This window comes from Paracoccus sp. P2 (assembly GCF_046335115.1).
GTDB lineage: Bacteria > Pseudomonadota > Alphaproteobacteria > Rhodobacterales > Rhodobacteraceae > Paracoccus > Paracoccus pantotrophus.
The window spans coordinates 1-21,065 of the sequence record NZ_JBGOSN010000002.1 but is presented as its reverse complement, the minus strand read 5'-3'; the positions used below and the strand labels follow the sequence as shown (position 1 = coordinate 21,065).

The window sequence follows — 21,065 nt, the reverse complement described above, 5'->3', positions numbered from 1 at the left end:
GTATAAGTTGACCAACCGGTCGGTGAATTGGAGAATCATCGGCCGTTGCCAAAAAGGGGGAGAGAGCATGCAGGACGCCTTCATCTGTGACGCGGTGCGCACGCCGATCGGCCGCTATGGCGGGGCGCTGGCCTCGGTCCGGGCGGACGACCTGGCCGCGGTGCCGCTGAAGGCGCTGATGGAGCGCAACCCCGGCGTGGACTGGGCGGCGGTCGATGACCTGATCTATGGCTGCGCCAACCAGGCGGGCGAGGACAACCGCAACGTGGGCCGCATGGCGGTGCTGCTGGCGGGCATGCCCATCGGCGTGCCGGGGACCACGGTGAACCGGCTTTGCGGCTCGGGCATGGATGCGGTCGGCATGGCGGCGCGGGCGATCAAGGCGGGCGATTGCGATTTCGTCATCGCCGGCGGCGTCGAAAGCATGACCCGCGCGCCCTTCGTGATGTCCAAGGCGGAAACCGCCTTCTCGCGCGCCAATGCCGTCTATGACACCACCATCGGCTGGCGCTTCGTCAACCCGGCGATGAAGGCGCGATACGGCATCGATTCGATGCCGCAGACCGCCGACAACGTCGCCGCCGATTTCGCCGTCAGCCGCGCCGACCAGGATGCCTTTGCCGCCCGCAGCCAGGCCCGGTGGGAAGCGGCGCAGAAGGCCGGCGTCTTTGCCGACGAGATCGTGCCCGTCACCATACCGCAGAAAAAGGGCGAGCCGGTGGTCTTCGACACCGACGAGCATCCGCGCCCCGGCACCACGGCCGAGGTGCTGGCCAAGCTGAAGGGCGTGAACGGCCCTGACCTGACGGTGACGGCCGGCAATGCCTCGGGCGTCAACGACGGCGCCGCGGCGCTGGCGATCCTGTCGGGCGAGGCCGCGAAGCGCCACGGCCTGACGCCCAAGGCACGCATCGTTGCCATGGCCGCGGCCGGCGTCGAGCCCCGGATCATGGGCATCGGCCCGGCGCCGGCGGCAAAAAAGGTGCTGGCGCGCGCGGGACTGACCATCGAGCAGATGGATGTGATAGAATTGAACGAGGCCTTCGCCAGCCAGGCGCTGGCGACCCTGCGCGACCTTGGCCTGCCCGACGACGCCGCCCATGTGAACCCGAACGGCGGCGCCATCGCGCTTGGCCACCCGCTTGGCATGTCGGGGGCCCGGCTTGTGACGACGGCGATGTATCAGCTGCATCGCACCGGCGGGCGCTATGCGCTTTGCACCATGTGCATCGGCGTGGGGCAGGGCATCGCGCTGATCCTCGAACGCGTTTGACCCAGGGAGAAGTTTGCCATGTATGCCCAGCTTGTGAAATCCGAAGGGATGAAGGCCCGCGAGGAGATGACTCCCCAGGAGATCGCCTTCCAGGAGCGCATCGACCGCGGCGAGAAGATCGAGCCCAAGGAATGGATGCCCGAGGGCTATCGCAAGACGCTGATCCGCCAGATCGGCCAGCACGCCCATAGCGAGATCGTCGGCCAGCTGCCCGAGGGCAACTGGATCACCCGTGCCCCCACGCTGGAGCGCAAGGCGATCCTCTTGGCCAAGGTGCAGGACGAGGCCGGGCACGGGCTCTATCTCTATTCGGCGGCCGAGACGCTGGGCGTCTCGCGCGACGAGCTGATGGAACTCTTGCATGCCGGCAAGATGAAATATTCCTCGATCTTCAACTATCCGACGCTGACCTGGGCGGACATGGGCGCGGTGGGCTGGCTGGTCGACGGCGCGGCGATCATGAACCAGGTGCCGCTGCAGCGCACCAGCTATGGTCCCTATTCCCGCGCCATGATCCGCATCTGCAAGGAGGAAAGCTTCCACCAGCGCCAGGGCTATGCGGTGATGATGAAGCTGGCCCAGGGCACGCCGGCGCAGAAGCGCATGGCGCAGGACGCGCTGAACCGCTTCTGGTATCCGGCGCTGATGATGTTCGGGCCTTCGGACAAGGATTCGGTGCATTCGGCGCAGTCGATGGCCTGGAAGATCAAGATCAACACCAATGACGAGCTGCGGCAGAAATTCGTCGACCAGACCGTGCCGCAGGCGGAATACCTGGGCCTGACCGTCCCCGACCCGGACCTGAAATGGAACGAGGAAAAGGGTGGCTACGATTTCAGCGAGCCGGATTGGTCGGAATTCTTCGACGTGATCGCCGGCAACGGGCCCTGCAACAAGGACCGGCTGGGCGCCCGCGTCAAGGCCTGGGAGGACGGCGCCTGGTTCCGCGAGGGGCTGATGGCCCATGCCGAGAAGGCCGCCGCCCGCCGGGCGCAGGCCGCCGAATAACCCGTCATCGCCAGGAACACGCGCCAGTCGCAGAACCAAGTTTAGGGAGAGAACCATGTCCAAGGAATGGCCGCTCTGGGAGGTCTTCATCCGGGGCCAGCACGGGCTGAACCACCGCCATGTCGGCAGCCTGCACGCGCCCGACGCCGAAATGGCGATCATGAACGCCCGCGACGTCTATACTCGCAGGAACGAGGGCGTGTCGATCTGGGTCGTGCCCTCGGCGCAGATCACCGCGTCGAGCCCCTCGGACAAGGGGCCGCTCTTCGAGCCCTCGAACGCCAAGGTCTATCGCCACCCGACCTTTTTCGACATTCCCGAAGAAGTGGGGCATATGTGATGCCGTCGCTGCCCGACATGAACACGCCCCAGGTGGCGGAACTGGCCCGGCGCGAGGCCGAGGCCCATCCGGCCCATCCCGCCGTGCCCCAGCCCGACGAGGGCCAGGAGGCGCTGTTCGAAACCCTGCTGCGCCTCGGTGACTCGACGCTGATCCTGGGCCATCGCGTCTCGGAATGGTGCGGCCATTCGCCGGCGCTGGAGGAGGACATCGCGCTGGCCAACGTGGCGCTGGACCTGATCGGCCAGACCCAGCTGTGGCTGGGGCTTGCCGGCGAGGTCGAGGGGCAGGGCCGCTCGGCCGACGACCTGGCCTATCTGCGCGACGCCTGGGATTTCCGCAACCTGCTGATCTGCGAGCGTCCGAACGGCGATTTCGGCCATACGCTGATGCGGCAGTTCCTGTTCGACGCCTGGCACCATGAATTGCTGAAGGGGCTGGCGGCCTCGTCGGACCCGCGCGTGGCCGAGATCGCGGCCAAGGCCGGCAAGGAGGTCGCCTATCACCTGGAACGCTCGTCCGACCTGGTGGTGCGGCTGGGCGACGGGACCGAGGAAAGCCATCGCCGCATGCAGCAGGCGCTGGACGCGCTCTGGCCCTATACCGGAGAGATGTTCCTGGGCGACGACAAGGATGCCCAGATGGCCGCGCGCGGCATTGCCCCCGATCCGGCCAGCCTGCGCGCCGGCTGGGACGCCTCGCTGCGCCATGTGCTGGGTGAGGCGACCTTGCAGATCCCCGAAAGCGATTTCGCGCATAAGGGCGGCAAGCAGGGCATCCACACGGAACATCTGGGCTATATCCTGGCCGAGATGCAGTTCCTGCAACGCGCCTATCCCGGCGCCAGCTGGTAAGGCGCCATGGCCGCTGCGACCCATCCCAGCGTCGAGCAGGTCTGGGGCTGGCTGTCCGAGGTGCCCGACCCGGAGATCCCGGTCATCAGCCTGACCGACCTGGGCATCATCCGCGGCGTCGAATGGCAGGGCGATACGCTGGTCGTCCGGGTCACGCCGACCTATTCCGGCTGTCCCGCGACCAGCATCATTAACCTGGATATCGAGACCGCGCTGCGCGGCCACGGCATCGACAAGCTGCGGCTGGAGCGCCAGATGTCGCCGCCCTGGACCACCGACTGGATCACGCCGGAGGGCCGGGAAAAGCTGCGTGCCTATGGCATTGTCCCCCCCGTGGACGGCACGGCGGCGGACGGGGTGCTGGCCGGGCGCATCGCCCGGATGACCGGCGCCAACCTGACCATCGCCTGCCCGCGCTGCGGCTCGACCAATACCGAAAAGATCAGCCAGTTCGGCTCGACCCCCTGCAAGGCGAATTATCGCTGCAAGGACTGTCTGGAACCCTTCGACTATTTCAAATGCCTGTAAGAAGGCGACCCGCTTCAGGAAGGATACCCCCATGGCACGCTTCCACCCGCTGAAGGTCATCGACGTGCGCCGCGAGACGCGCGACGCGGTGGTCGTCACCTTGGCGCCCCGCGACGAGGACCGCGCGCTGTTCGACTTCACCCAGGGCCAATACCTGACCTTCCGCCGCGATTTCGACGGCGAGGAGCTGCGCCGCTCCTATTCGATCTGCGCCGGCAAGGACGAGGGCACCCTGCGCGTCGGCATCAAGCGCGTCGATGGCGGCGCCTTCAGCACCTGGGCCAACGAGAACCTGGCGCCGGGCGACGAGATCGAGGCGATGCCGCCGATGGGCAAGTTCTTCACCCCGATCGAGCCCGAGGCGGAAAAGCAGTATCTGGGCTTTGCCGCCGGCTCGGGCATCACGCCGGTCCTGTCGATCATCAAGACCGTGCTGGCGCGCGAGCCGCGCGCGCAGTTCACGCTGGTCTATGCCAACCGCCAGATCAACACCATCATGTTCCGCGAGGAGCTGGAGGATCTGAAGAACCTCTATCTCGGCCGCTTCTCGGTCATCCATGTGCTGGAGCAGGAGGGGCAGGAGATCGACCTGTTCACCGGCCGCATCGACGAGGCCAAGATGGCGGCGCTGTTCCAGCACTGGCTGGATGCCGAGGCCGTGGACACCGCCTTCATCTGCGGCCCGGAACCGATGATGCTGACCGTCGCGGCGTCCTTGCGCGACCACGGGCTGCGCGACGAGCAGATCAAGTTCGAGCTGTTCGCCTCCAGCCAGCCCGGCCGCGCCAAGGCCCGGCCCGTCTCGGCCCAGGCCGCTGGTGCCGGCAAGGGGGTCGCGGCCACCGTGACGCTGGACGGCGCCACCCGCAGCTTCCAGATGCCGCGCGAGGGCGAGACGATCCTGGAAGCCGCGCTCGCCAACAGCATGGACGCGCCCTATTCCTGCAAGGCGGGCGTCTGCTCGACCTGCCGCTGCAAGGTGCTGGAGGGCGAGGTCGAGATGGCGGTGAACCACGCGCTGGAGGATTACGAGGTCCGTGCCGGCTATGTGCTGTCCTGCCAGGCCTATCCGATCAGCGACCGCGTGGTCGTCACCTATGACGAATGATCCGGGCGCAGGAGGGGAACCCATGTCCGATACCATGAATATCGAGGACTACCTGGCGCAGGGCGGGGTGCTGACCGCGCCCGGCAACGCGCCCGCCCGCTATCGCGGCGAGCTTTTGCGGCTGATGTCGTCCTTTGTCGACAGCGAGCTGGCCGCCTCGGCCGGCTTTGCCGATGCGATCAACCTGGCCCCCGGCATCAAGGAGCGCATCGCCGCCAGCCGCATCACGCTGGAAAAGGCCGACCATGCCGAGCGCGTGCTGCGGGTGATGGCCGAGTTCGGCACCGATGCCGCGCGCTATCAGACCAGCCATGACTGGGCGGCGCGGGTCGAGCGCGATGCCGATCTGGGCACCGCGCGCCGGCCGGGCGACATGCGGCTGTCGGTGTTCCATTATCCCATCGCCGGCTGGACCGATGCGGTGGTGATGAACGTGCTGCAAGGGCTGGCGACCGGGGTGCAGATGACCGAGCTGACCCGCGTCTCCTACGGTCCGCTGGCCGAGGTGTTCCGCGAGATCGCCCCGCGCGAGGCGCGCCATGCCGAGCTGGGCCTTGAGGGGCTGGAGCAGATCGCCCAGACCGAGACCGGGCGCGAGGAAGCCCGCGCTGCCGTCGCCTATTGGCAGCCGCGCGTCGCGGCCGGCTTCGGCGTGGCCCATTCGGCGCGCTATGACACGCTGGCGCGCTTCGGCCTGCGCCACAGTCCGAACGAGGCGCTGCTGGCCCGCTGGGAGGCGCTGGTGTCGGAACATCTGGCCGCGCTTGGCCTCTGAATCGGTGCTTGCGGCCGTGCCCCGACAGGCGCGGCCTTGCCGCCTGACCAAAACGAAGATTGACCGAGGAAACGCCCATGACCACTCCGCGCCGTCTTGAAAGCTATGTCTGCGGGCGCTGGACCCCCGGCGACAAGCCGGGCCAGGCCCTGCTGGACGCCGCCACCGGCGAGCCGGTGGCCGTGATCGATTCGACCGGCATCGACTTCGCCGCCGCGCTGGCCCATGGCCGCGAGGTGGCCGGGCCGAAGCTGCGCGCCATGTCGTTTCACGAACGCGCCGGCATGCTCAAGGCCCTGGGCCTGGCGCTGATGGCGCAGAAAGAGGAGTTCTACGCCGAAAGCCTGCATACCGGCGCCACCCGCGCCGACGGCTGGGTGGATATCGAGGGCGGCATCGGCACCATGCTGACCTATGCCTCCAAGGGCCGGCGCGAATTGCCCAATACCCGCGTGCTGACCGATGGCGATGTCGAGCCGCTGTCCAGGGACGGCAGCTTCAGTGCCCAGCATATCCTGACGCCGCTGCATGGCGTGGCGGTGCATATCAACGCCTTCAACTTCCCGATCTGGGGCATGTTGGAAAAGATCGCGCCGACGCTGCTGGCCGGGATGCCCTGCCTGGTCAAGCCCGCCAGCCAGACCGCCTATCTGACCGAGCTGATGGTGCGCCGCATCGTCGAGACCGGCATCCTGCCGGAAGGCGCGCTGCAACTGATCTGCGGCTCGGTCGGGGATCTGCTGGACCATGTGACCGAACAGGATGCCGTGACCTTCACCGGCTCGGCCTGGACCGGGCGCAAGCTCAAGACCCATCCGGCGATCGTCGCCAATTCCGTGCGCTTCACCATGGAGGCGGACAGCCTGAACGCCTCGATCCTGGGCCCGGACGCGGTGGCGGGCACGCCGGAATTCGACCTGTTCGTGCGCGAGGTCGCGCGCGAGATGACGGTCAAGGCCGGGCAGAAATGCACCGCGATCCGCCGCGTCATCGCGCCCCGCGCCCAGGTCGATGCGCTGGTCGCCGCGCTGGACGAGCGGCTGGGCAAGACGCCGCTGGGCCTGCCGGGCGACGAGGGGGTGCGCATGGGGCCATTGGCCAGCCTCGACCAGCGCGAGGAGGTGCGCGAGCGCATCCGCGACCTGCAGGCGGCGGCCGAGATCGTGGCGGGCGATCCCGACGCGGTGCGCGTGACCTCGGGCGATGCCGCCAAGGGCGCCTTCCTGAACCCGGTGCTGATGTATGCCGCCAGCCCTTTCCAGGCGACGGCGGTGCATGAGGTCGAGGCTTTCGGTCCCGTCTCGACGGTCATGCCCTATGACGACCTGGACGAGGCGGTGGCGCTGGCGCGGCTGGGCCGCGGTTCGCTGGTCACATCGGTCTTTACCGACGATCCCAAGGTCGCCGAGCAGGCGGTGCTGGGTGCGGCGCCCTGGCACGGCCGGGTGCTGATCGGCAACCGCGCCTCGGCCAAATCCTCGACCGGGCATGGCTCGCCGCTCGCGCCGCTGGTCCATGGTGGGCCGGGGCGCGCGGGGGGCGGCGAGGAGATGGGCGGCATTCGCGGCGTCAAGCATTACATGCAGCGCACCGCCGTCCAGGGCGCGCCTCGGCTGCTCTCCGCCGTCACCGGGCGCTGGATCGAGGGCGCCGACGTGCAGCAGGGTGTGCATCCCTTCCGCAAGTCGCTGGCCGAGCTGCGCATCGGCGACCAGCTGGTCACGGCGAGCCGCACCGTCACCCGCGAGGATGTCGAGCATTTCGCCCATTTCACCGGCGACACCTTCTATGCCCATATGGACGAGGCGGCGGCCAAGGCGAATCCGTTCTTCGACGACCGCGTCGCGCATGGCTACCTGATCGCCAGCTTTGCGGCGGGCCTGTTCGTCGAGCCGAATCCGGGTCCGGTCCTGGCCAATTACGGCGTGGACAACCTGCGCTTCCTGACCCCGGTCTATTTCGGCGACACGCTGCAGGTGCGGCTGACCTGCAAGGAGATCAACCCGCGCGAGAATGCCGGCCATGGCGAAGTGCGCTGGGATTGCCAGGTGACGAACCAGAAGGGCGAGGTCGTGGCGCAATACGACGTGCTGACCATGGTCGCCAAGGAATGGCCGCTGGCCCAGGCGGCGCAATAGGGCCGTCGCCTGATGCGCGAACGGACCGGCGGGACGGTGGGCGCTTGCGCCCCGCTGATCATCGGCGGAACCGTCTCGCCCGATCATCAGCCTTGCGCGGGCAGCAGGCTGCGCCGGATCGGGGCGTCCAGCGCCTTGAATGCGCCGAGTCCGCTCATGTCGTAAAGTGTGGCCCCGGCCCGCATCTTGGACTGCCGGCCGGCCGGCTGGTCGATGCGTACGGGCTGGCCCTGAAGAACCCCGCGCCTGCGACGAGGATCGCCCCCGGCTGCAAAGCCCGCGAGCGTCCTGCCTGCCCGCAGCGCGCGCTTCCCGTGCCCTGTTTCGCCCCCCATTCCCGCCGCGCCGGGTGCCCAGGCAGATCGGTTTTCCCAGTCCCGCGCCGATGCGCAGTCCGCGGGAGGGGGCAGGCCCGCGCCGCCCTCCTGTGCTGCAATGCGACGCGGCCCCGGCTCAGTCCGCTTTTCGGCGTTCAAGGATTTCCAGCATCCTCTGGCGCGCGGCGGGGGGCAGGTCGTCGGGCAGGTCGGCCTCGGTCGCGGGCCTGTCGCCGACCTGGATCAGCATCACCATGCCCATGGTGAAATGCGGCGAGCATTTGACGCCCCAGATGCCCTCGGCGTCCAGCGTGACTTCGATTTCCTCGTCGATCTTGCCGACGAATTTCTCGCCGCTCTCGGGGATCATCCCGGCGATGGTGGCGGCATTGTGGCCGGGATCGGCGGCGATGAACCGGACCGTGTCGCCGGGCTGGACCACCAGGTAGTCCGGCTCGAAGGGCATCGGGCCGGTGGCATTGCGGTTGAGCATCCTGACCTCATGCGTCTCGGCCAGGGCGGCGGCGGGCAGCAGGCAGGCAAGAAGCGCGGCGCGAAGCAGCATGGGATGTCCCTTCAGGCAAGGCGTTGGAAGGCAAAGACCGGCCGGCCCCCGCCAGGATGGGGGATGATCTCGGCCTCGACGGCAAAGATCTCGCGGATCAGCGCCGGGGTCAGGATTTCCATCGGCGGGCCAAGCGCCACGCAGCGGCCCGCGCGCAGCACCATGATCCGGTCGCAGCGCAGCGCGTGATGCAGGTCGTGCAGCGCGATGACGGTGGTGACGGAAAGCTGCGCGACCAGGTCGAGGATGGCGATCTGGTGATGGATGTCGAGATGGTTCGTCGGCTCGTCCAACAGCAGGACGCGCGGGGCCTGCGCATGGGCGCGCGCGATATGGACGCGCTGGCGCTCGCCCCCCGACAGCGAGGCCCAGTCGCGCCCCGCCATATGCGCCATGTCCACGGCATCGAGGGCCGCCGCGACGGCGTCGTCGTCCTGGGCACCCCATGGCCGCAGCGGGCCAAGCCAGGGCGTGCGGCCCAACTCCACCGCATCGCGCACGGTGATCCGTTCGGCCGTCTCGGCCGATTGCGCGACCAGCGCCAGCCGCCGCGCGATCTGCCGCCGGCCCAGCCGGGCCATGGGACGGCCTTCCAGCCGGATCTCTCCGCGGCTGGGGCGCAGCAGGCCCGCCATCATCCCCATCAGCGTCGACTTGCCCGATCCGTTCGGCCCGATCAGGCCCAGGGTCTCGCCCGGATGCAGGCGCAGGCTGATGTCGGACAGGATCTCGCGGCCGCGCACGGCATGGCTGGCGCCGACGGCTTCCAGGATGGGCGTCATCGTTGCCTTCCCCGGATCATGACCACGGCAAAGGCGGGCGCGCCGACCAGCGCGGTGATGACGCCGATGGGCAGCACCTGGCCGGGAATGACGATGCGCGAGACGACGTCGGACAGCACCAGGAACACCGCCCCCGCCAGCGCCGTCGCCGGGACCAGCCTGGCATGGCGCGGCCCGACGAGGATGCGCATCGCATGCGGCACCACCAGCCCGACGAAGCCGATGGCCCCGGCGATCGAGACCATGATCGCCGTCGCCAGCGAGGCCGTTCCGATCAGCAGCACCTGCGTGCGCCGCAGGTCGATGCCCAGCGACGCGGCGCTTTCCGCGCCGAAGGCAAAGGCGTCGAGCGCGCGCGCATGCCACAGCGCCACCCCCAGCGCCAGCGCCGCCATCGGGACCGCGACCCAGCTGTCGGGCCAGCGCACGCCGGACAGGTTGCCCAGCAGCCAGAACATGATGCCGCGCGCCTGCTCGGCGCTGGCCGATTGCGCGATGATCAGCGCGGTCAGCGCGTTGAACATCTGCGAGCCGGCGATGCCCGCCAGGATGATGACCCCGGCGCCGCGCATCCCGGTCCCGCCGCCGGCGGCGCGCGCCAGCGCCGCCACCAGCGCGAAGGCGGTCAGCGCCCCGGCAAAGGCGCCCGCCGACATGCTGAGCAGCCCCGCGCCGATCCCCGCCACCGCGACCGTGACCGCCCCGGTCGAGGCCCCGGCCGAAATCCCCAGCAGATAGGGCTCGGCCAGCGGGTTGCGCAGCAGCGCCTGCAGGATCAGCCCCGACAGCGCCAGGCTTGCGCCACCGCAGGCCGCGACCACCGCCCGCGACAGCCGGTAATGCCAGATCACGCTGGCGTCGATCGGATCGAGCGCGGCCGAGCCAAGCCCGGCCTTGACCGCCAGCACCTCGATGACGGTGGCCAGCGGAATGCGCGTCTCGCCCACCGCCGTTCCGAAGAGCAGCGCCGCGACCAGCACGGCGGGGGCCAGCCACAGCCAGCCCCGATTGCGCCCCGTGCTGCGGGTCGCGGCGCGCGCCCTCATTTCAGGTCGAACCCGGCCAGCGAGTCAGCCAGCGATTCCAGCGCATAGATCGCGCGCACCGAGGGGTCCATCGCATTGGCCGGCATGGTCAGGATGCGGTCGTTCTTTACCGCCCCCATCTCGCTCGTCACCGGGTCCGAGGTCAGGAAATCCCGCTTGACGGCGATGTCGTCGGCCGGAAAGCGGCGCCGGTTCATCTCGGCGGCAACGATGAAGCTGGGATTGGCCTTGCTGATGGTTTCCCAGCCCACGGTCGGCCATTCCTCGGCCGAGGCGACGACGTTCCTGACCCCCAGCTTGGACATCATCCAGCCCGGCACGCCATTGGCACCCGCGACATAGGGGTCGATCTCGATCTCGGCCGAGGAATACCAGAACAGGCCCGACACCGTTTCGGGCAGGTCCAGCGCCTGCGCCCGCTCGACCGCCGCCGCCTCGCGTGCCTTCAGGTCGGCGATCACCGCGGCCCCGCGATCCTGCACGTCGAAGATCGCCGCCAGTTCCTCGATGCCCTGGTAGAGCAGCGCGGTGTCGAACAGGACCGAGCGCGCGCCGTCCATGCTTTGCGTATTGTCCTTGCCGACGCATTCGGTGGGCATGATCCAGCTGGGGATCTGCGCGTCGTCGAACATCTCGCGTGTGCCGACCACGCCCTGCGGGCCGATCATCCATTCATAGGCCGTGACCACCAGCCCAGGCTTCTTGGCCAGCACGCTTTCGAAGCTGGGGGCGTTGTCGGCCAGCCGCTCGACCCCGGCATCCGCCTCGGCAAATTCGGGCAGGACGGGGTTGATCCACAGCGCCGTGCCCGCCACCTTGTCGGCCAGCCCCAGCATGTAGAGGATCTCGGTCGTGCTTTGCCCGACGCTGACGACGCTTTCGGGCGCCTTGTCGAAAGTGACTTCGTGGCCGCAGCTGGTCAGCGTCAGCGGGTATTCGGTGGCCCCGAACGCCGCCATCGGCGCCAGGGTGAACGTGGCGATCATCGCCGTGGTGAGCCTTGGCATGATGTTTCCTTCCGCTACATCATGAACAGGCCGGATGAGCGGATGGAGACCGGGCGAATGCCGGTCGCAACCCCTCCCGAGCCGACCCGCTCGGATTGGTCAAACGTCGTCGGCAGGTCTCCTGACTGGCGGGTCACGGCAGGGATGCGGCCTTCCCATGGCGCGGAGCCACAGTGGCATTCTCGCATCCTGCTCGCCGCCTACAGTTGCGGGGGCAGTTCCGGTTCGGGACGCCTGCGGGCGCCCCGGCGGATTCCCTTTCAATTCCTTGCGGAAACCGACGCGCCTTCCCTAGCTTCTGGCGCGGGCGCTGGCAAGCGGCAGCATGGCCGGCCGGCTTGCCGCTGCCGCGCCACGGCTGCCCCCGGCCCGGTCCCGCCGCACGAAGAAGAACGGGATGCCGCGCGCCTCGGGGCGTTGCAGCGTGGACATACGATGCGCGGTCTGCTCGAAACTGGCACCGAAGCGGTGGCCCAGCAGTTCCACGTCGTAGCGCGCCGATCTGGAACCGGCGGCTGGACTGCCCCAGCAGTTCGGACAGCATCAGCTCGCCCCTGACCGGGGCGGGCAGGATGCGCACCGCGATGCCATGCGCGGCCAGCCGGCCGGTCAGCGCCATATGTGGCTCGTTGCGGTGCCGCGCCAGCGCCTCGGCCAGTTTCTCGGCCGCGCGGTCCAGCCTATCGACGTAATTGCGCCGGGCATAGAGCCAGTTCCGGACCGCATCGACCGGGCGCGATCTGCCCGACTATCTGCCGCAAACGCGCGAGATCCGGCAGGGCATCTGGCAGGCCGCCTTCGTTCCGCCGGCGCTGGAGGATCGCCGGGTCGAGATCATCGGGCTGCTGGGACCATGTCTTCAGCCATATCGAGCCCGCGATGCTGCTGAACCCGCATCAGGGCCGGATCACCGAGGCGGGCGTGCGGCTGAACATCCAGGTCTGCGTCGAATACCTGGCGCAATGGCTGTCGGGCCGCGGTGCGGTGCCGATCCGAAACATGATGGAGGATGCCGCCACCGCCGAGATCAGCCGTGCCCAGCTGTGGCAATGGCTGCGCCGCGGTCGCGCTGGAGAGCGCCGCATGGCAGGGCGATCTGATGCAAGCCGAGATCGTCCGCATCCTCGACCGGCTGGGCCCGAACGGGCTCCATCGCGGCCATTACGCCGCGGCCGCGCGCATCCTGCGAGAGGCGGCGACGGCCGAGACCTTGCCCGATTTTATCACCCTGCCGGCCTATGCCGTGCTGAACGCGCTGGACTGAGGGGCCCCGATGGACATCATCCGCACGCTTGCTCCCTTTGGCGGGCCGCTTGCCCCGGATGCCCCGCCTTGCCGCCGGCCGCGCCTGCCGATTCCCGGACCGATCATGCGGAAAGGAAGCATCATGAGCAGAAAGACCTTTTCGGCAATACATCAAATGGCTGAAGGTGGAGCCGATCATGGACGCAAACCCGATCCGCGAGGGCACGGGGCGCCGGCGCGTGATCGAGGATTGCATCGCCTCGCTGACCTTGGGCGGCGCCGACCTGTTGTGGATCGAGACCGATACGCCCAACGTGGACGAGATCGCCGGCATGGTGGCCGAGATCCGCAAGGCGGTGCCCGATGCCAAGCTGACCCATAACAACGCGCCCGGCTTCAACTGGACGCTGAGCCTGCGCAAGCAGCTGCGGGCACAATGGCTGGCCGAGGGCCGGATCGGCAAGGCCGACCATCGTGACGGCAGTGCGCTGATGAAGCCCGATTTCGACGATACCGGCCAGGACCGCGAGGCCGACGCCCGGCTGCAACGCTTCCAGGCCGACATATCGGCCCGCGCGGGCGTGTTCCGCAACCTGACCATGCTGCGACCTTCCACCTGACCGCCAAGCCGGTGGACGAACTCAGCCGCGGCAATTTCGGCGCGGAAAAGATGCTGGCCTATGTGCAGACCGTGCAGCGCGAGGAGATCCGCCGCGGCATCTCGGCGGTCAGGCACCAGCACGAGGTCGGCTCGGACCTGGGCGACACGTTCAAGGAGATGGTGGCGGGCGAACGCGCGCTGAAGGCGGGCGGGCATGCCAATACCATGAACCAGTTCGCCGCAGGATAGGCCGGGATCGGGCTGCGGGTCGCCCGCCTTCGGTGGGTTCGCTCAACACCCCCCGGCCTGCCCGCGACGCCCCGATCCCTTGGGGCGTCGCTTTTCCGTCGTCGCGCCCGTGTTCAGATCAATGCCCAGTTGCCGCTGGCCGCCGCGGCGGCGAAGACCACGAGGTTCGCCGCCGCATGCGCCCATACCGCGTCGGTCAACCTGCCGCGGCGCTTGTAGACCGCGGCAAAGGCCAGCCCGGCGACGAAGGCCGCCGCGCCGCTGTCATGGAGCAGCGCGAAGGCGGCCGAGGAAACCAGAACGGCGCCTGCCTGGCCGGCCGGGCCGGGCAGTTTCAGCAGGTGGCCCAGCAGGTAGCCCCGGAAGGCCGCCTCCTCGATCAGGGGCACCAGCAGCACGGTGCCGACCAGGCGCAGGACGATCCAGCTTGCCGCCGCAAGCCCGAGCCCGGCGAAGGGCGGCGGGGCCGGCTCGGCCCCCGCAGCGACGCCGGCGGCAATCCACATGATACCGACCGCGACGCCCGCCAGCAGCGGCAGCGGATCGACGCGCCAGTCGAGCCGGGCCCAGACCGGAAGGAACAGGACCAGCCCCGCGCCCATCGCCGGCACCCGGTATGGGTAGGCCGCCTCGGGATTGGTGAAGAATGTCGATACGAAAAGCCCCGAGAGCAGCAGGACCAGCAGCGGCACCAACATCGCGCTGACCGGATCGTGCCGGAAGGCGGCTGTCTTTGCGCCAAAGGCCGGGCCGGGCTTTTCGCCGCGCCACAGCGCCGGCACCAGATGCGCCGCGCCGATCATCCCGATGCTCAGCAGGGTGAACAGCAGCCAGCCCGCGTAGCTGTGAAAGGCATTGACCGCCAGGTCGGGCGATATGCGCGCCCCGATCCAGATCAGGGCCGCGATGCGCAGCACGTTGAGGCCGAAACTGGCCAGCAGCCCGACCGGCAGCAGCACCAGTGCCAGAGGCAGGCGCAGGCGCCGCCGCTCGAGCGCGATGAACCCGGCCATCACCAGGGTGATGAGCGCAAAGCCTTGCATGCCCGAGCATGGGTCGCCCACGCGGATGAGGAAATCGTCAAAGCCGATCACCATCTCATTCGGGGCGGCCACGACCCTGCCGGGCAGCAGGGCAAGCAGGCGCAGCACCAGCTCGAAGGTGGCGGCGGTCAGGGGCGGCCAGCCCCAGGTGCCGTTGAAAAGCCCGGTCAGTTCCGGCGAGAGCAGCGCGATCCCCATGGCCGCCCACAGCCAGGGGCCGCCCCGGCGCAGCACCGAAAGCCAGCAGGCGATGGGCGCGGTCCCGGCCAGCGCCGCTGCGACCGAAATGGCGGCGCCCGCGGCAAGGGCCAGGGCAAGCGGCGCCAGGCTGGCGGTCATGTCGCCCCAAAGCACCGGCAGCAGCATGATCGCCAGCCCCGCCAGCATCGCGGCCGCTGCGGTGCCGGGCGACAGGTCGCCCGCGCCGATGCCGCCCGCGCCCAGGAAGCCGAACAGCTGGCGCCGCGCGGTCATCGCCAGCCCGGCAAGCAGGGCTAGGGCAAGCAGCCGTCCCAGCCCCTCGCGCAGCGCAAGGCAGGCCCGCGGCGTCTGGAAATCCGTGCATTCGATCTCGACCAGGAACTGGTAGCAGAAGGCGACGATCAGCAGCTCGCCCAGCAGCAGGGCGGCGAAAAGGCCAAGCCTGCGCCAGCCGCTTGCAAGAAGGGGCGCTTGCGGCGCCGGCGCCTCCGCCTGCCCATGATCCGGGCCGGCGCCGCCAACCGCGGCCGGGTCCGAGGGGTCGGCGCTGTCGGTCACGGGTTGGCCGAACGCCGGCGCCATTCCCAAAGCAGAAGCCCGACGATCACCGCGATCATCAGGACCGATGCACCCGCGAACAGGTCGATCTCGGGGACGCTGTGGGGTGCGGTGGCGCTTGCCGGATGGGCGGTGCCGGCATGGCTTTCCGAAGGGCCGGTCAGCGCCAGGTGGGTGCCGGCGGCGGACAGGGTCAGCAGGACCAAAAGCGCAGCATAGAACATTGAAATGAACCCAGATACCGAGGAAACGCGACAAACAAGCAAGAGCGTCGATGACCAAGAATTCATCATGCAGGGAAAACCGGCAACCTGTCGGAATCGCCAGGTTTTCCCCTTGCTTGCCCGCGTGATTTCGGGTGAGCGCGGCAATTTCGCTGCTGGCGACCATGCCGTCGGGATGTCGCGGTCGGTTGGCGGTCCACGGCGCCAATCTCTTTGATGCTTGAAAATATATAGATGATTTTCAGTGGTCTAAATCGCAAATATGAAGTGGCGTCGAGGGGTCGCCCTGTCGGCGGAACCCGGTCGGCGGTCAGCCGCGCAAGGCGGCGGCCGGCGGCTGGCGATAGGCCAGCCAGGCCGGCAGCGCCGCCAGAAGCGCCGCGGCCGCGACCAGGATCGCCAGCGTCGCGCCATCCTCGGGCGTGAAGCCGACCGGCAGGCTGAAGCCGCGCTGCATGGCGAAGGCGCGCGACAGCAGGCTGGCGGCCAGGTAGCCGCCGCCGTAGCCCAGCAGGATGCCAAGCCCGACCAGCATGGACAATTCAAGCCAGACGATCCCGAACACTGCCGACCGCGGCGCGCCAAAGGCCCGCAATGCGCCGATCTGCCGCCGGCGCTGGCCGACATGGATCACCGTCACCATCAGCAGCGCCGCCGCGACCAGAAGCTGCGTCCCGGAAGCGATGACCGCCAGCACCTGCCGGGCATCGCCCAGCGTCGCATAAAGGCTGGTCAGGACTTCGCCCGGAAAGACCGCAAGCGTCCGGCCGTCCGCGCGATAATCCTGGCGCAGCCTGTAGGCGTCGGCGATGGTCCTGGGCTTGACCAGGACGGCCGGCAGGCCGGGCAGTGCGCCGCGGTGCCAGTCCTCGTCCAGGGGCGCGTCGGCATCCAGGCCGCGATGGCCATGCGCCTCGTCGTTTTCATGCGCGGCGTCGTGTCCGGCGTGGTCGTGTCCGGCATGTTCATCCTCGTGCCCGTGCCCCTGCCCCTGCCCGTGTTCGTCGTGGCCGGGCGCAAGGCCCATGCCATGCACATGCCAGACCGCCTGGATCGGCACCAGGATCGCCCGGTCCCAGGGCGTGCCGGTCGGGTTCAGCCGGCCGCTGACCCGATACCGGACGCCTTCGTGTTCGTGCCCGCCCTGTTCGACCTGACCATGGGTCGGCACGATCGTCTCGCCCGGTTGCAGCGGCACGGCCGAGCCGACGACGGCCTCGCCCTCGGTCCTGAACATCCCGCCCCGGGAAAAGCCGCCCGCGGTGCCCTCGATCAGGGTGGTGGTGGTGCCGACGATCGGGTAGCCGGCATGGAAGTCGCCGAAACCCACCGGCGCGGCCCATTCCACGCGCGGGTCGTCGTTCAGCTCGGCCAGCACCTCGCCCGGCATCAGGGGCAGGGCGGCCGGTTGCAGGAAGACCGCGGACAGCACCAGCTGGGTTTCGCTGCCCGGCGCGCCGACGATCACGTCGAATTTCTCGGCGGCGCGGGCGCTGCCCAGGCGCAGCGCGCGTTCCTGCAAGGTGACGCCGACGCCAAGCGCCACCGCCAGCGCGACCAGCAGGACGATCACCACGGAACCGGCCCAGAGCCGTTTCAGGTCGGCCAGGGCAAAGCGGATCATGGCCGGACCTCTGCCATGCTGTCCGACCGGACGGTGCCGTCGGCCATGGCGATCCGGCGCGGCAGGCGCGAGATCAGGCGCTGGTCATGGGTGACGACGATCAGCGTGGCGCCGGTCTGCGCGGCCAGTTCCAGCAACAGGCCGGCGATGACCGCGCCGTTCTCGGCATCGAGGCTGGCCGTCGGTTCGTCCGCGACGATCACGCCGGGGTCGCGCAGCAGCGCGCGCGCGGCCGCGACGCGCTGCATCTCGCCGCGCGACAGGGTCTCGACCGGCTGGTCCGGCCGCGACAGGCCGACGCGGGACAGAAGCGCGCCCGCGCGTGCCCGGATGGCGCCGTCCGCCACGCGCGCCAGCCGGGCGGGCAGCAGCACGTTCTCCAGCGCCGAAAGCCCTGGAAACAGGTGGAAATCCTGCATGACCAGGCCGATATTGGCGCCGCGCCAGCGGTCGCGCGCGCCTTCGGAAAGTCGCGCGATGTCGCGTTCGTCCCAGAACACGCGGCCCTGGGTCGGGCGGGCCAGGCCGGTGATGACATTGACCAGCGTGGATTTTCCCGAGCCCGACGGCCCGATCACCGCGACCTGGCTGCCGGCGGCGATCTCCAGCCGCGGGATGCGCAGAACCGGCGCGGGCAGGCCGGGAAACGAGACTTCGGCAGCGTCGAGGTGCAGGCAGGGCATGGTGCGATCTCAGACCGTGGCATAGCGCGCTTCGCGCAGCCGCAGCTGGCTGACGAAGCCGGTTTCGGGGTCGATCCAGGAGCCGCGCTCGAGCCGGCCGGTCACCTCGATCATCTGGTTGGGCTGGGTAAAGGTCTGCCGCCGGCCCAGGTAGACCACGACGATGTTGTCCGGCCAGTCCGCGTCGGACGAGCAGAAGGGGCAAAGCGCCATCGGGATTTCGGACAGGACAAAGAACTGGGCCTCGGCCTTCAGCGGCGGGGCCATGAAGCCGCGGATGCTGACCGTCTTGCCGGTCAGCAGCTTGACCTTGTCCGAGAACTCCAGCCCCAGCACGCCGTATGCGGCATAAAGCTCGTCGAAGGTCAGCGCGGGCGCGCGGGCCAGCGCCGGGACCGGGGCGCCCAGGGCCAGCAGCGCCGCCAGCCCGCCCAGGCAGGCCCGGCGGCCGGGACGGAAACGGATCGGGTCTTGGGGACGGGTCATCCTGCATCTCCGGCAACGAATACGGTTCGGCCTGGCCGGGGCGGAAACCCCGGACAGGCCGCATGGCTCACTTCTGCACGGTGCCGAGGGCAAAGACGTCGGCCAGGATCTTGTAGACGTCGGACTGCTCCATATAGCCCTTGAACGCCTCGGCGCCGGGGCCGGCGGCCTGCAGCACGATGTCGTCCACGGCATGGACGGCGGTGTCGTTGTCCTTGGGCAGGTTGCCCTCGCGGAAGACCGCGCCGGGCAGATCCTTGTAGGCGTCGTTGGCGACATATTCGCCGTTCTCGTTCTGCACTGCGGGCTGGAACGGGCCGTCCAGCTTCGGGCCCCAGGTCTCGTAATGGTCGGGATAGTTCGAGGCGAAGATCGCGAAACGCCGCGCCACGTCGACCGAGTCGGGATAGCCGTCGCCATCGGCATCGGCATAGTCGGGAAAGCCCGCCTCGTCATAGACGCCGACCTTCTGGCGCATCTGGTCGCCGGGCCGGTTGTCGTCGATCGTGCCGATCAGCGAGACGCCATGGGTATGGTCGCCCGTGACCACGATCAGCGTGTCGGGATTGGCCTCGGCGAATTCGCGGGCCAGGGCCACGACCTGGTCCAGTTCGATGGTCTCGACCACGGCGCGATCCCAGTCCATCGGGTGGGACATCTTGTCGATCGAGGCGCCCTCGACCATCAGGAAGAAGCCGTCGGGGTTCTTCGACAGCTGCGCCAGCGCCGATTGCGTCATCTCGACCAGGCCGGGCTGGTCGGGGAACTTGTCCACGGTGCCCTTTTTCAGCTGGTTGCGGTCCAGCCAGGTGTCCATGTTGCCGGTGTGGAACAGGCCCAGGAGCTTGCCGGCATTGCTGCCCGCCGCCGCGGCCAGTTCATCCCTGCTGGTCGCCAGCGCATAGCCGGCATCCTTGAACAGCTGGATATAGTCCTTGTCGTCCTTGCGCTTCGAGCCGGGGATATCGGCCTTGAGGAAATAGGCCGAGCCGCCGCCCAGGATGACCTCGGGCTGGATGTCGTGGAACATGCCGACGATCTCGGCCTTGTCGGCGCGCTTGCGGGTATGGGCCACGACCGCGGCCGGGGTCGCGTCCTGCAGCTCGGAGGTCGAGACGACGCCGATCGCCTTGTTGGTGGTACGGCGCAGCGCCTCGGCGATGGTTTCGACCCTGGGATCGTCCAGGCTGTCCGGGGTGCGGTCGGCATAGACGCCAAGCGCGTTCACGCGGCTCTTGTGGCCGGTCATGTAGGCCGACATCGTATTGGCCGAATCCGTCGCGATGGAATGGGTGGACGAGGTGCCGATGAAGGCCATGTGGTCCAGGTCGTCCATGGCCAGGCGGCCGTTGGCCTTGCCCTCGGTCATGCCCTTGGACATGATCCGCGCCGCGGTGCGATGCGCCACCGACAGCCCGTCGCCCAGGATGAAGATGACATTCTTGGCCTTGGGGGTCTCGGCGGTCGAATAGACCTCCCAGGTGACCGACTTGCTTTCCTCGCCGGCCTTGACCTCGACCGTGTATCGGCCCGGTTCGGCCAGCGCCAGGTCGCGCAGGATCAGGGCCGAGCCGAGGGCCGCGTCGTCATCGCCCTTTTCCTCGGCCACGAATTCGGCGGGCTTGCCGAAGATCTCGGCATAGGGCTTGCCGTTCACGGTGACGGCCACGTCGCCTTCGGGATGAACCTCGTCCAGCTCGATCTTGAAATCGAAGGGGGAGTTCACCAGGATCGTCGCCCGGTCGAGCGGATAGATCGTGGCGGCCTGGGCGGCCCCCGTCAGAAAGGTCGTTGCCGCAAGCATCGCAAGCAGATTTCGCATGATCGCCTCTTGTGAGTTTCGGAAAACCGAGGGTTTTCCCGCAAGGGCGGCCTAGTCTTATTCTGTGGCGCAAACGTGACAGAATGGCTGGGTGGCGGCGCAATCTTCCCGAAAGGGGCGATTTTCGGCGAAGTTCCAGCCGTTTTATTATGTTATATCATATCGATTTGGCCGAGCCGGCATGGCCGGAGAACCCGTGGGACTCGGTTTGCAACCGGACGGGTCCGGTGGCGGATGCCGGGCAGGGGGGCTGCCCACGCGTCGTCGCATCGCGACAAGGCCGATCCGCGATGCCATGAGTGCCCAGGATGCATGGATGCTTCCACAGCAAAAATGGGCGCAGCCCTTCTTGTTCTTGTAGTTCTATAAGTTCAGGGGGAATTCTCTTTTTCCAATTGCACGCGCGGCTATAGGCAAGGAATGGGGACGAAACTGCTAGGGTGTGTTGACAAAAAGGATTCCCCTGCGCGGTCGGCTGTGATTCAAGACTCTGTTGCACAAATTGACTGACGGTCAGAGTTCCCCTTTCCCCCGACGGAGTCATCCCACGGCTTGAGTTTCGGGTATGCCGAGTGCGGTGAAGCCGTT

At 68.4% G+C, this 21,065-nt stretch carries 23 protein-coding genes, 1 pseudogene and 1 riboswitch; of the genes and pseudogenes, 13 read left to right on the top strand and 11 right to left on the bottom strand.

Annotated elements, in window-relative coordinates; translation table 11 throughout:
• The first annotated feature begins 67 nt into the window (after positions 1 to 67).
• The 8 genes from pcaF to paaZ all read left to right on the top strand — a co-directional run bounded on the left by pcaF (position 68) and on the right by paaZ (position 8,024).
• Positions 68 to 1,273: a 3-oxoadipyl-CoA thiolase gene (gene pcaF, locus ACDP63_RS01295; protein WP_024843408.1), complete on the top strand. Its 1,206-nt coding sequence runs from the start codon at positions 68 to 70 to the stop codon at positions 1,271 to 1,273.
• Between the two features lie 18 nt (positions 1,274 to 1,291).
• On the top strand, positions 1,292 to 2,281 hold the full coding sequence (gene paaA, locus ACDP63_RS01290) for a 1,2-phenylacetyl-CoA epoxidase subunit PaaA (RefSeq protein ID WP_024843407.1): 990 nt from the start codon (positions 1,292 to 1,294) through the stop codon (positions 2,279 to 2,281).
• Positions 2,282 to 2,336: 55 nt separating this feature from the next.
• A complete protein-coding gene (gene paaB / locus ACDP63_RS01285; protein ID WP_024843406.1) occupies positions 2,337 to 2,621 on the top strand; it encodes a 1,2-phenylacetyl-CoA epoxidase subunit PaaB in 285 nt (94 codons plus the stop codon).
• Positions 2,621 to 3,475: a 1,2-phenylacetyl-CoA epoxidase subunit PaaC gene (gene paaC, locus ACDP63_RS01280; RefSeq protein ID WP_024843405.1), complete on the top strand. Its 855-nt coding sequence runs from the start codon at positions 2,621 to 2,623 to the stop codon at positions 3,473 to 3,475. Before paaB ends, paaC begins: the two co-directional genes overlap by 1 nt.
• Positions 3,476 to 3,481: 6 nt before the next feature.
• Positions 3,482 to 4,003: a 1,2-phenylacetyl-CoA epoxidase subunit PaaD gene (paaD, locus tag ACDP63_RS01275; RefSeq protein WP_024843404.1), complete on the top strand. Its 522-nt coding sequence runs from the start codon at positions 3,482 to 3,484 to the stop codon at positions 4,001 to 4,003.
• Between the two features lie 31 nt (positions 4,004 to 4,034).
• Entirely contained in the window at positions 4,035 to 5,111 is a 1,077-nt protein-coding gene (gene paaE, locus ACDP63_RS01270) for a 1,2-phenylacetyl-CoA epoxidase subunit PaaE (protein WP_024843403.1), read from the top strand.
• Positions 5,112 to 5,133: 22 nt separating this feature from the next.
• Positions 5,134 to 5,886, top strand: a complete 753-nt coding sequence (locus ACDP63_RS01265) for a Phenylacetic acid catabolic protein (protein ID WP_024843402.1) — start codon at positions 5,134 to 5,136, stop codon at positions 5,884 to 5,886.
• Positions 5,887 to 5,963: 77 nt separating this feature from the next.
• The gene (gene paaZ / locus ACDP63_RS01260) at positions 5,964 to 8,024 is read left to right on the top strand and encodes a phenylacetic acid degradation bifunctional protein PaaZ (RefSeq protein WP_024843401.1); all 2,061 of its coding nucleotides are present in this window, start codon (positions 5,964 to 5,966) and stop codon (positions 8,022 to 8,024) included.
• A 453-nt stretch (positions 8,025 to 8,477) separates the two neighbouring features.
• Here the strand turns inward: paaZ and ACDP63_RS01255 are convergent, their stop codons facing one another.
• The 5 genes from ACDP63_RS01255 to ACDP63_RS01235 form a co-directional block, all read right to left on the bottom strand.
• Positions 8,478 to 8,906: a pseudoazurin gene (locus ACDP63_RS01255; protein ID WP_024843399.1), complete on the bottom strand. Its 429-nt coding sequence runs from the start codon at positions 8,904 to 8,906 to the stop codon at positions 8,478 to 8,480.
• Between the two features lie 11 nt (positions 8,907 to 8,917).
• Complete coding sequence (locus ACDP63_RS01250; protein WP_024843398.1) at positions 8,918 to 9,688, bottom strand: ABC transporter ATP-binding protein; 771 nt, start codon at positions 9,686 to 9,688, stop codon at positions 8,918 to 8,920.
• Positions 9,685 to 10,734, bottom strand: a complete 1,050-nt coding sequence (locus ACDP63_RS01245; RefSeq protein ID WP_024843397.1) for a FecCD family ABC transporter permease — start codon at positions 10,732 to 10,734, stop codon at positions 9,685 to 9,687. The genes ACDP63_RS01250 and ACDP63_RS01245 overlap by 4 nt, the downstream gene beginning before the upstream one ends.
• Positions 10,731 to 11,741: an ABC transporter substrate-binding protein gene (locus ACDP63_RS01240; RefSeq protein ID WP_024843396.1), complete on the bottom strand. Its 1,011-nt coding sequence runs from the start codon at positions 11,739 to 11,741 to the stop codon at positions 10,731 to 10,733. The genes ACDP63_RS01245 and ACDP63_RS01240 overlap by 4 nt, the downstream gene beginning before the upstream one ends.
• Positions 11,742 to 11,834: 93 nt before the next feature.
• Positions 11,835 to 12,038, bottom strand: a riboswitch (cobalamin riboswitch).
• On the bottom strand, positions 12,033 to 12,227 hold the full coding sequence (locus tag ACDP63_RS01235) for a short-chain fatty acyl-CoA regulator family protein (protein ID WP_024843395.1): 195 nt from the start codon (positions 12,225 to 12,227) through the stop codon (positions 12,033 to 12,035). Its footprint overlaps the riboswitch before it by 6 nt.
• 393 nt (positions 12,228 to 12,620) lie before the next feature.
• Here ACDP63_RS01235 and ACDP63_RS01230 point away from each other — a divergent pair.
• From ACDP63_RS01230 to ACDP63_RS01215, 4 genes and pseudogenes are all read left to right on the top strand, one after another.
• Positions 12,621 to 12,752: pseudogene (locus ACDP63_RS01230) on the top strand (hypothetical protein); the annotation flags it as partial.
• 22 nt (positions 12,753 to 12,774) lie between these two features.
• Complete coding sequence (locus tag ACDP63_RS01225; protein WP_024843394.1) at positions 12,775 to 13,005, top strand: hypothetical protein; 231 nt, start codon at positions 12,775 to 12,777, stop codon at positions 13,003 to 13,005.
• 178 nt (positions 13,006 to 13,183) lie between these two features.
• A complete protein-coding gene (locus ACDP63_RS01220) occupies positions 13,184 to 13,606 on the top strand; it encodes a hypothetical protein (protein ID WP_024843393.1) in 423 nt (140 codons plus the stop codon).
• An 11-nt stretch (positions 13,607 to 13,617) separates the two neighbouring features.
• Positions 13,618 to 13,836 (top strand): hypothetical protein, encoded by a 219-nt coding sequence (locus tag ACDP63_RS01215; protein WP_024843392.1) that lies wholly within the window; start codon positions 13,618 to 13,620, stop codon positions 13,834 to 13,836.
• Between the two features lie 113 nt (positions 13,837 to 13,949).
• Here ACDP63_RS01215 and xrtE read toward each other — a convergent pair whose 3' ends face one another.
• Together xrtE and ACDP63_RS01205 are read right to left on the bottom strand one after the other, a co-directional pair.
• On the bottom strand, positions 13,950 to 15,638 hold the full coding sequence (gene xrtE, locus ACDP63_RS01210; RefSeq protein WP_177209317.1) for an exosortase E/protease, VPEID-CTERM system: 1,689 nt from the start codon (positions 15,636 to 15,638) through the stop codon (positions 13,950 to 13,952).
• On the bottom strand, positions 15,635 to 15,862 hold the full coding sequence (locus tag ACDP63_RS01205; protein ID WP_024843390.1) for a hypothetical protein: 228 nt from the start codon (positions 15,860 to 15,862) through the stop codon (positions 15,635 to 15,637). The genes xrtE and ACDP63_RS01205 overlap by 4 nt, the downstream gene beginning before the upstream one ends.
• Before the next feature lie 4 nt (positions 15,863 to 15,866).
• On the opposite strand from ACDP63_RS01205, the gene ACDP63_RS01200 reads away from it, so the two are divergent.
• Positions 15,867 to 16,079: a hypothetical protein gene (locus ACDP63_RS01200; RefSeq protein ID WP_167521746.1), complete on the top strand. Its 213-nt coding sequence runs from the start codon at positions 15,867 to 15,869 to the stop codon at positions 16,077 to 16,079.
• Between the two features lie 93 nt (positions 16,080 to 16,172).
• Here the strand turns inward: ACDP63_RS01200 and ACDP63_RS01195 are convergent, their stop codons facing one another.
• The 4 genes from ACDP63_RS01195 to ACDP63_RS01180 all read right to left on the bottom strand — a co-directional run bounded on the left by ACDP63_RS01195 (position 16,173) and on the right by ACDP63_RS01180 (position 20,477).
• Entirely contained in the window at positions 16,173 to 17,486 is a 1,314-nt protein-coding gene (locus ACDP63_RS01195) for an FtsX-like permease family protein (protein ID WP_024843389.1), read from the bottom strand.
• On the bottom strand, positions 17,483 to 18,169 hold the full coding sequence (locus tag ACDP63_RS01190) for an ABC transporter ATP-binding protein (protein WP_024843388.1): 687 nt from the start codon (positions 18,167 to 18,169) through the stop codon (positions 17,483 to 17,485). The genes ACDP63_RS01195 and ACDP63_RS01190 overlap by 4 nt, the downstream gene beginning before the upstream one ends.
• A 9-nt stretch (positions 18,170 to 18,178) precedes the next feature.
• Positions 18,179 to 18,655 carry a hypothetical protein gene (locus tag ACDP63_RS01185; protein ID WP_024843387.1) on the bottom strand — a complete coding sequence of 159 codons (477 nt, stop codon included), beginning with the start codon at positions 18,653 to 18,655 and terminating at the stop codon, positions 18,179 to 18,181.
• Between the two features lie 67 nt (positions 18,656 to 18,722).
• The gene (locus ACDP63_RS01180) at positions 18,723 to 20,477 is read right to left on the bottom strand and encodes an alkaline phosphatase (protein WP_024843386.1); all 1,755 of its coding nucleotides are present in this window, start codon (positions 20,475 to 20,477) and stop codon (positions 18,723 to 18,725) included.
• Between the last annotated feature and the right edge of the window lie 588 nt (positions 20,478 to 21,065).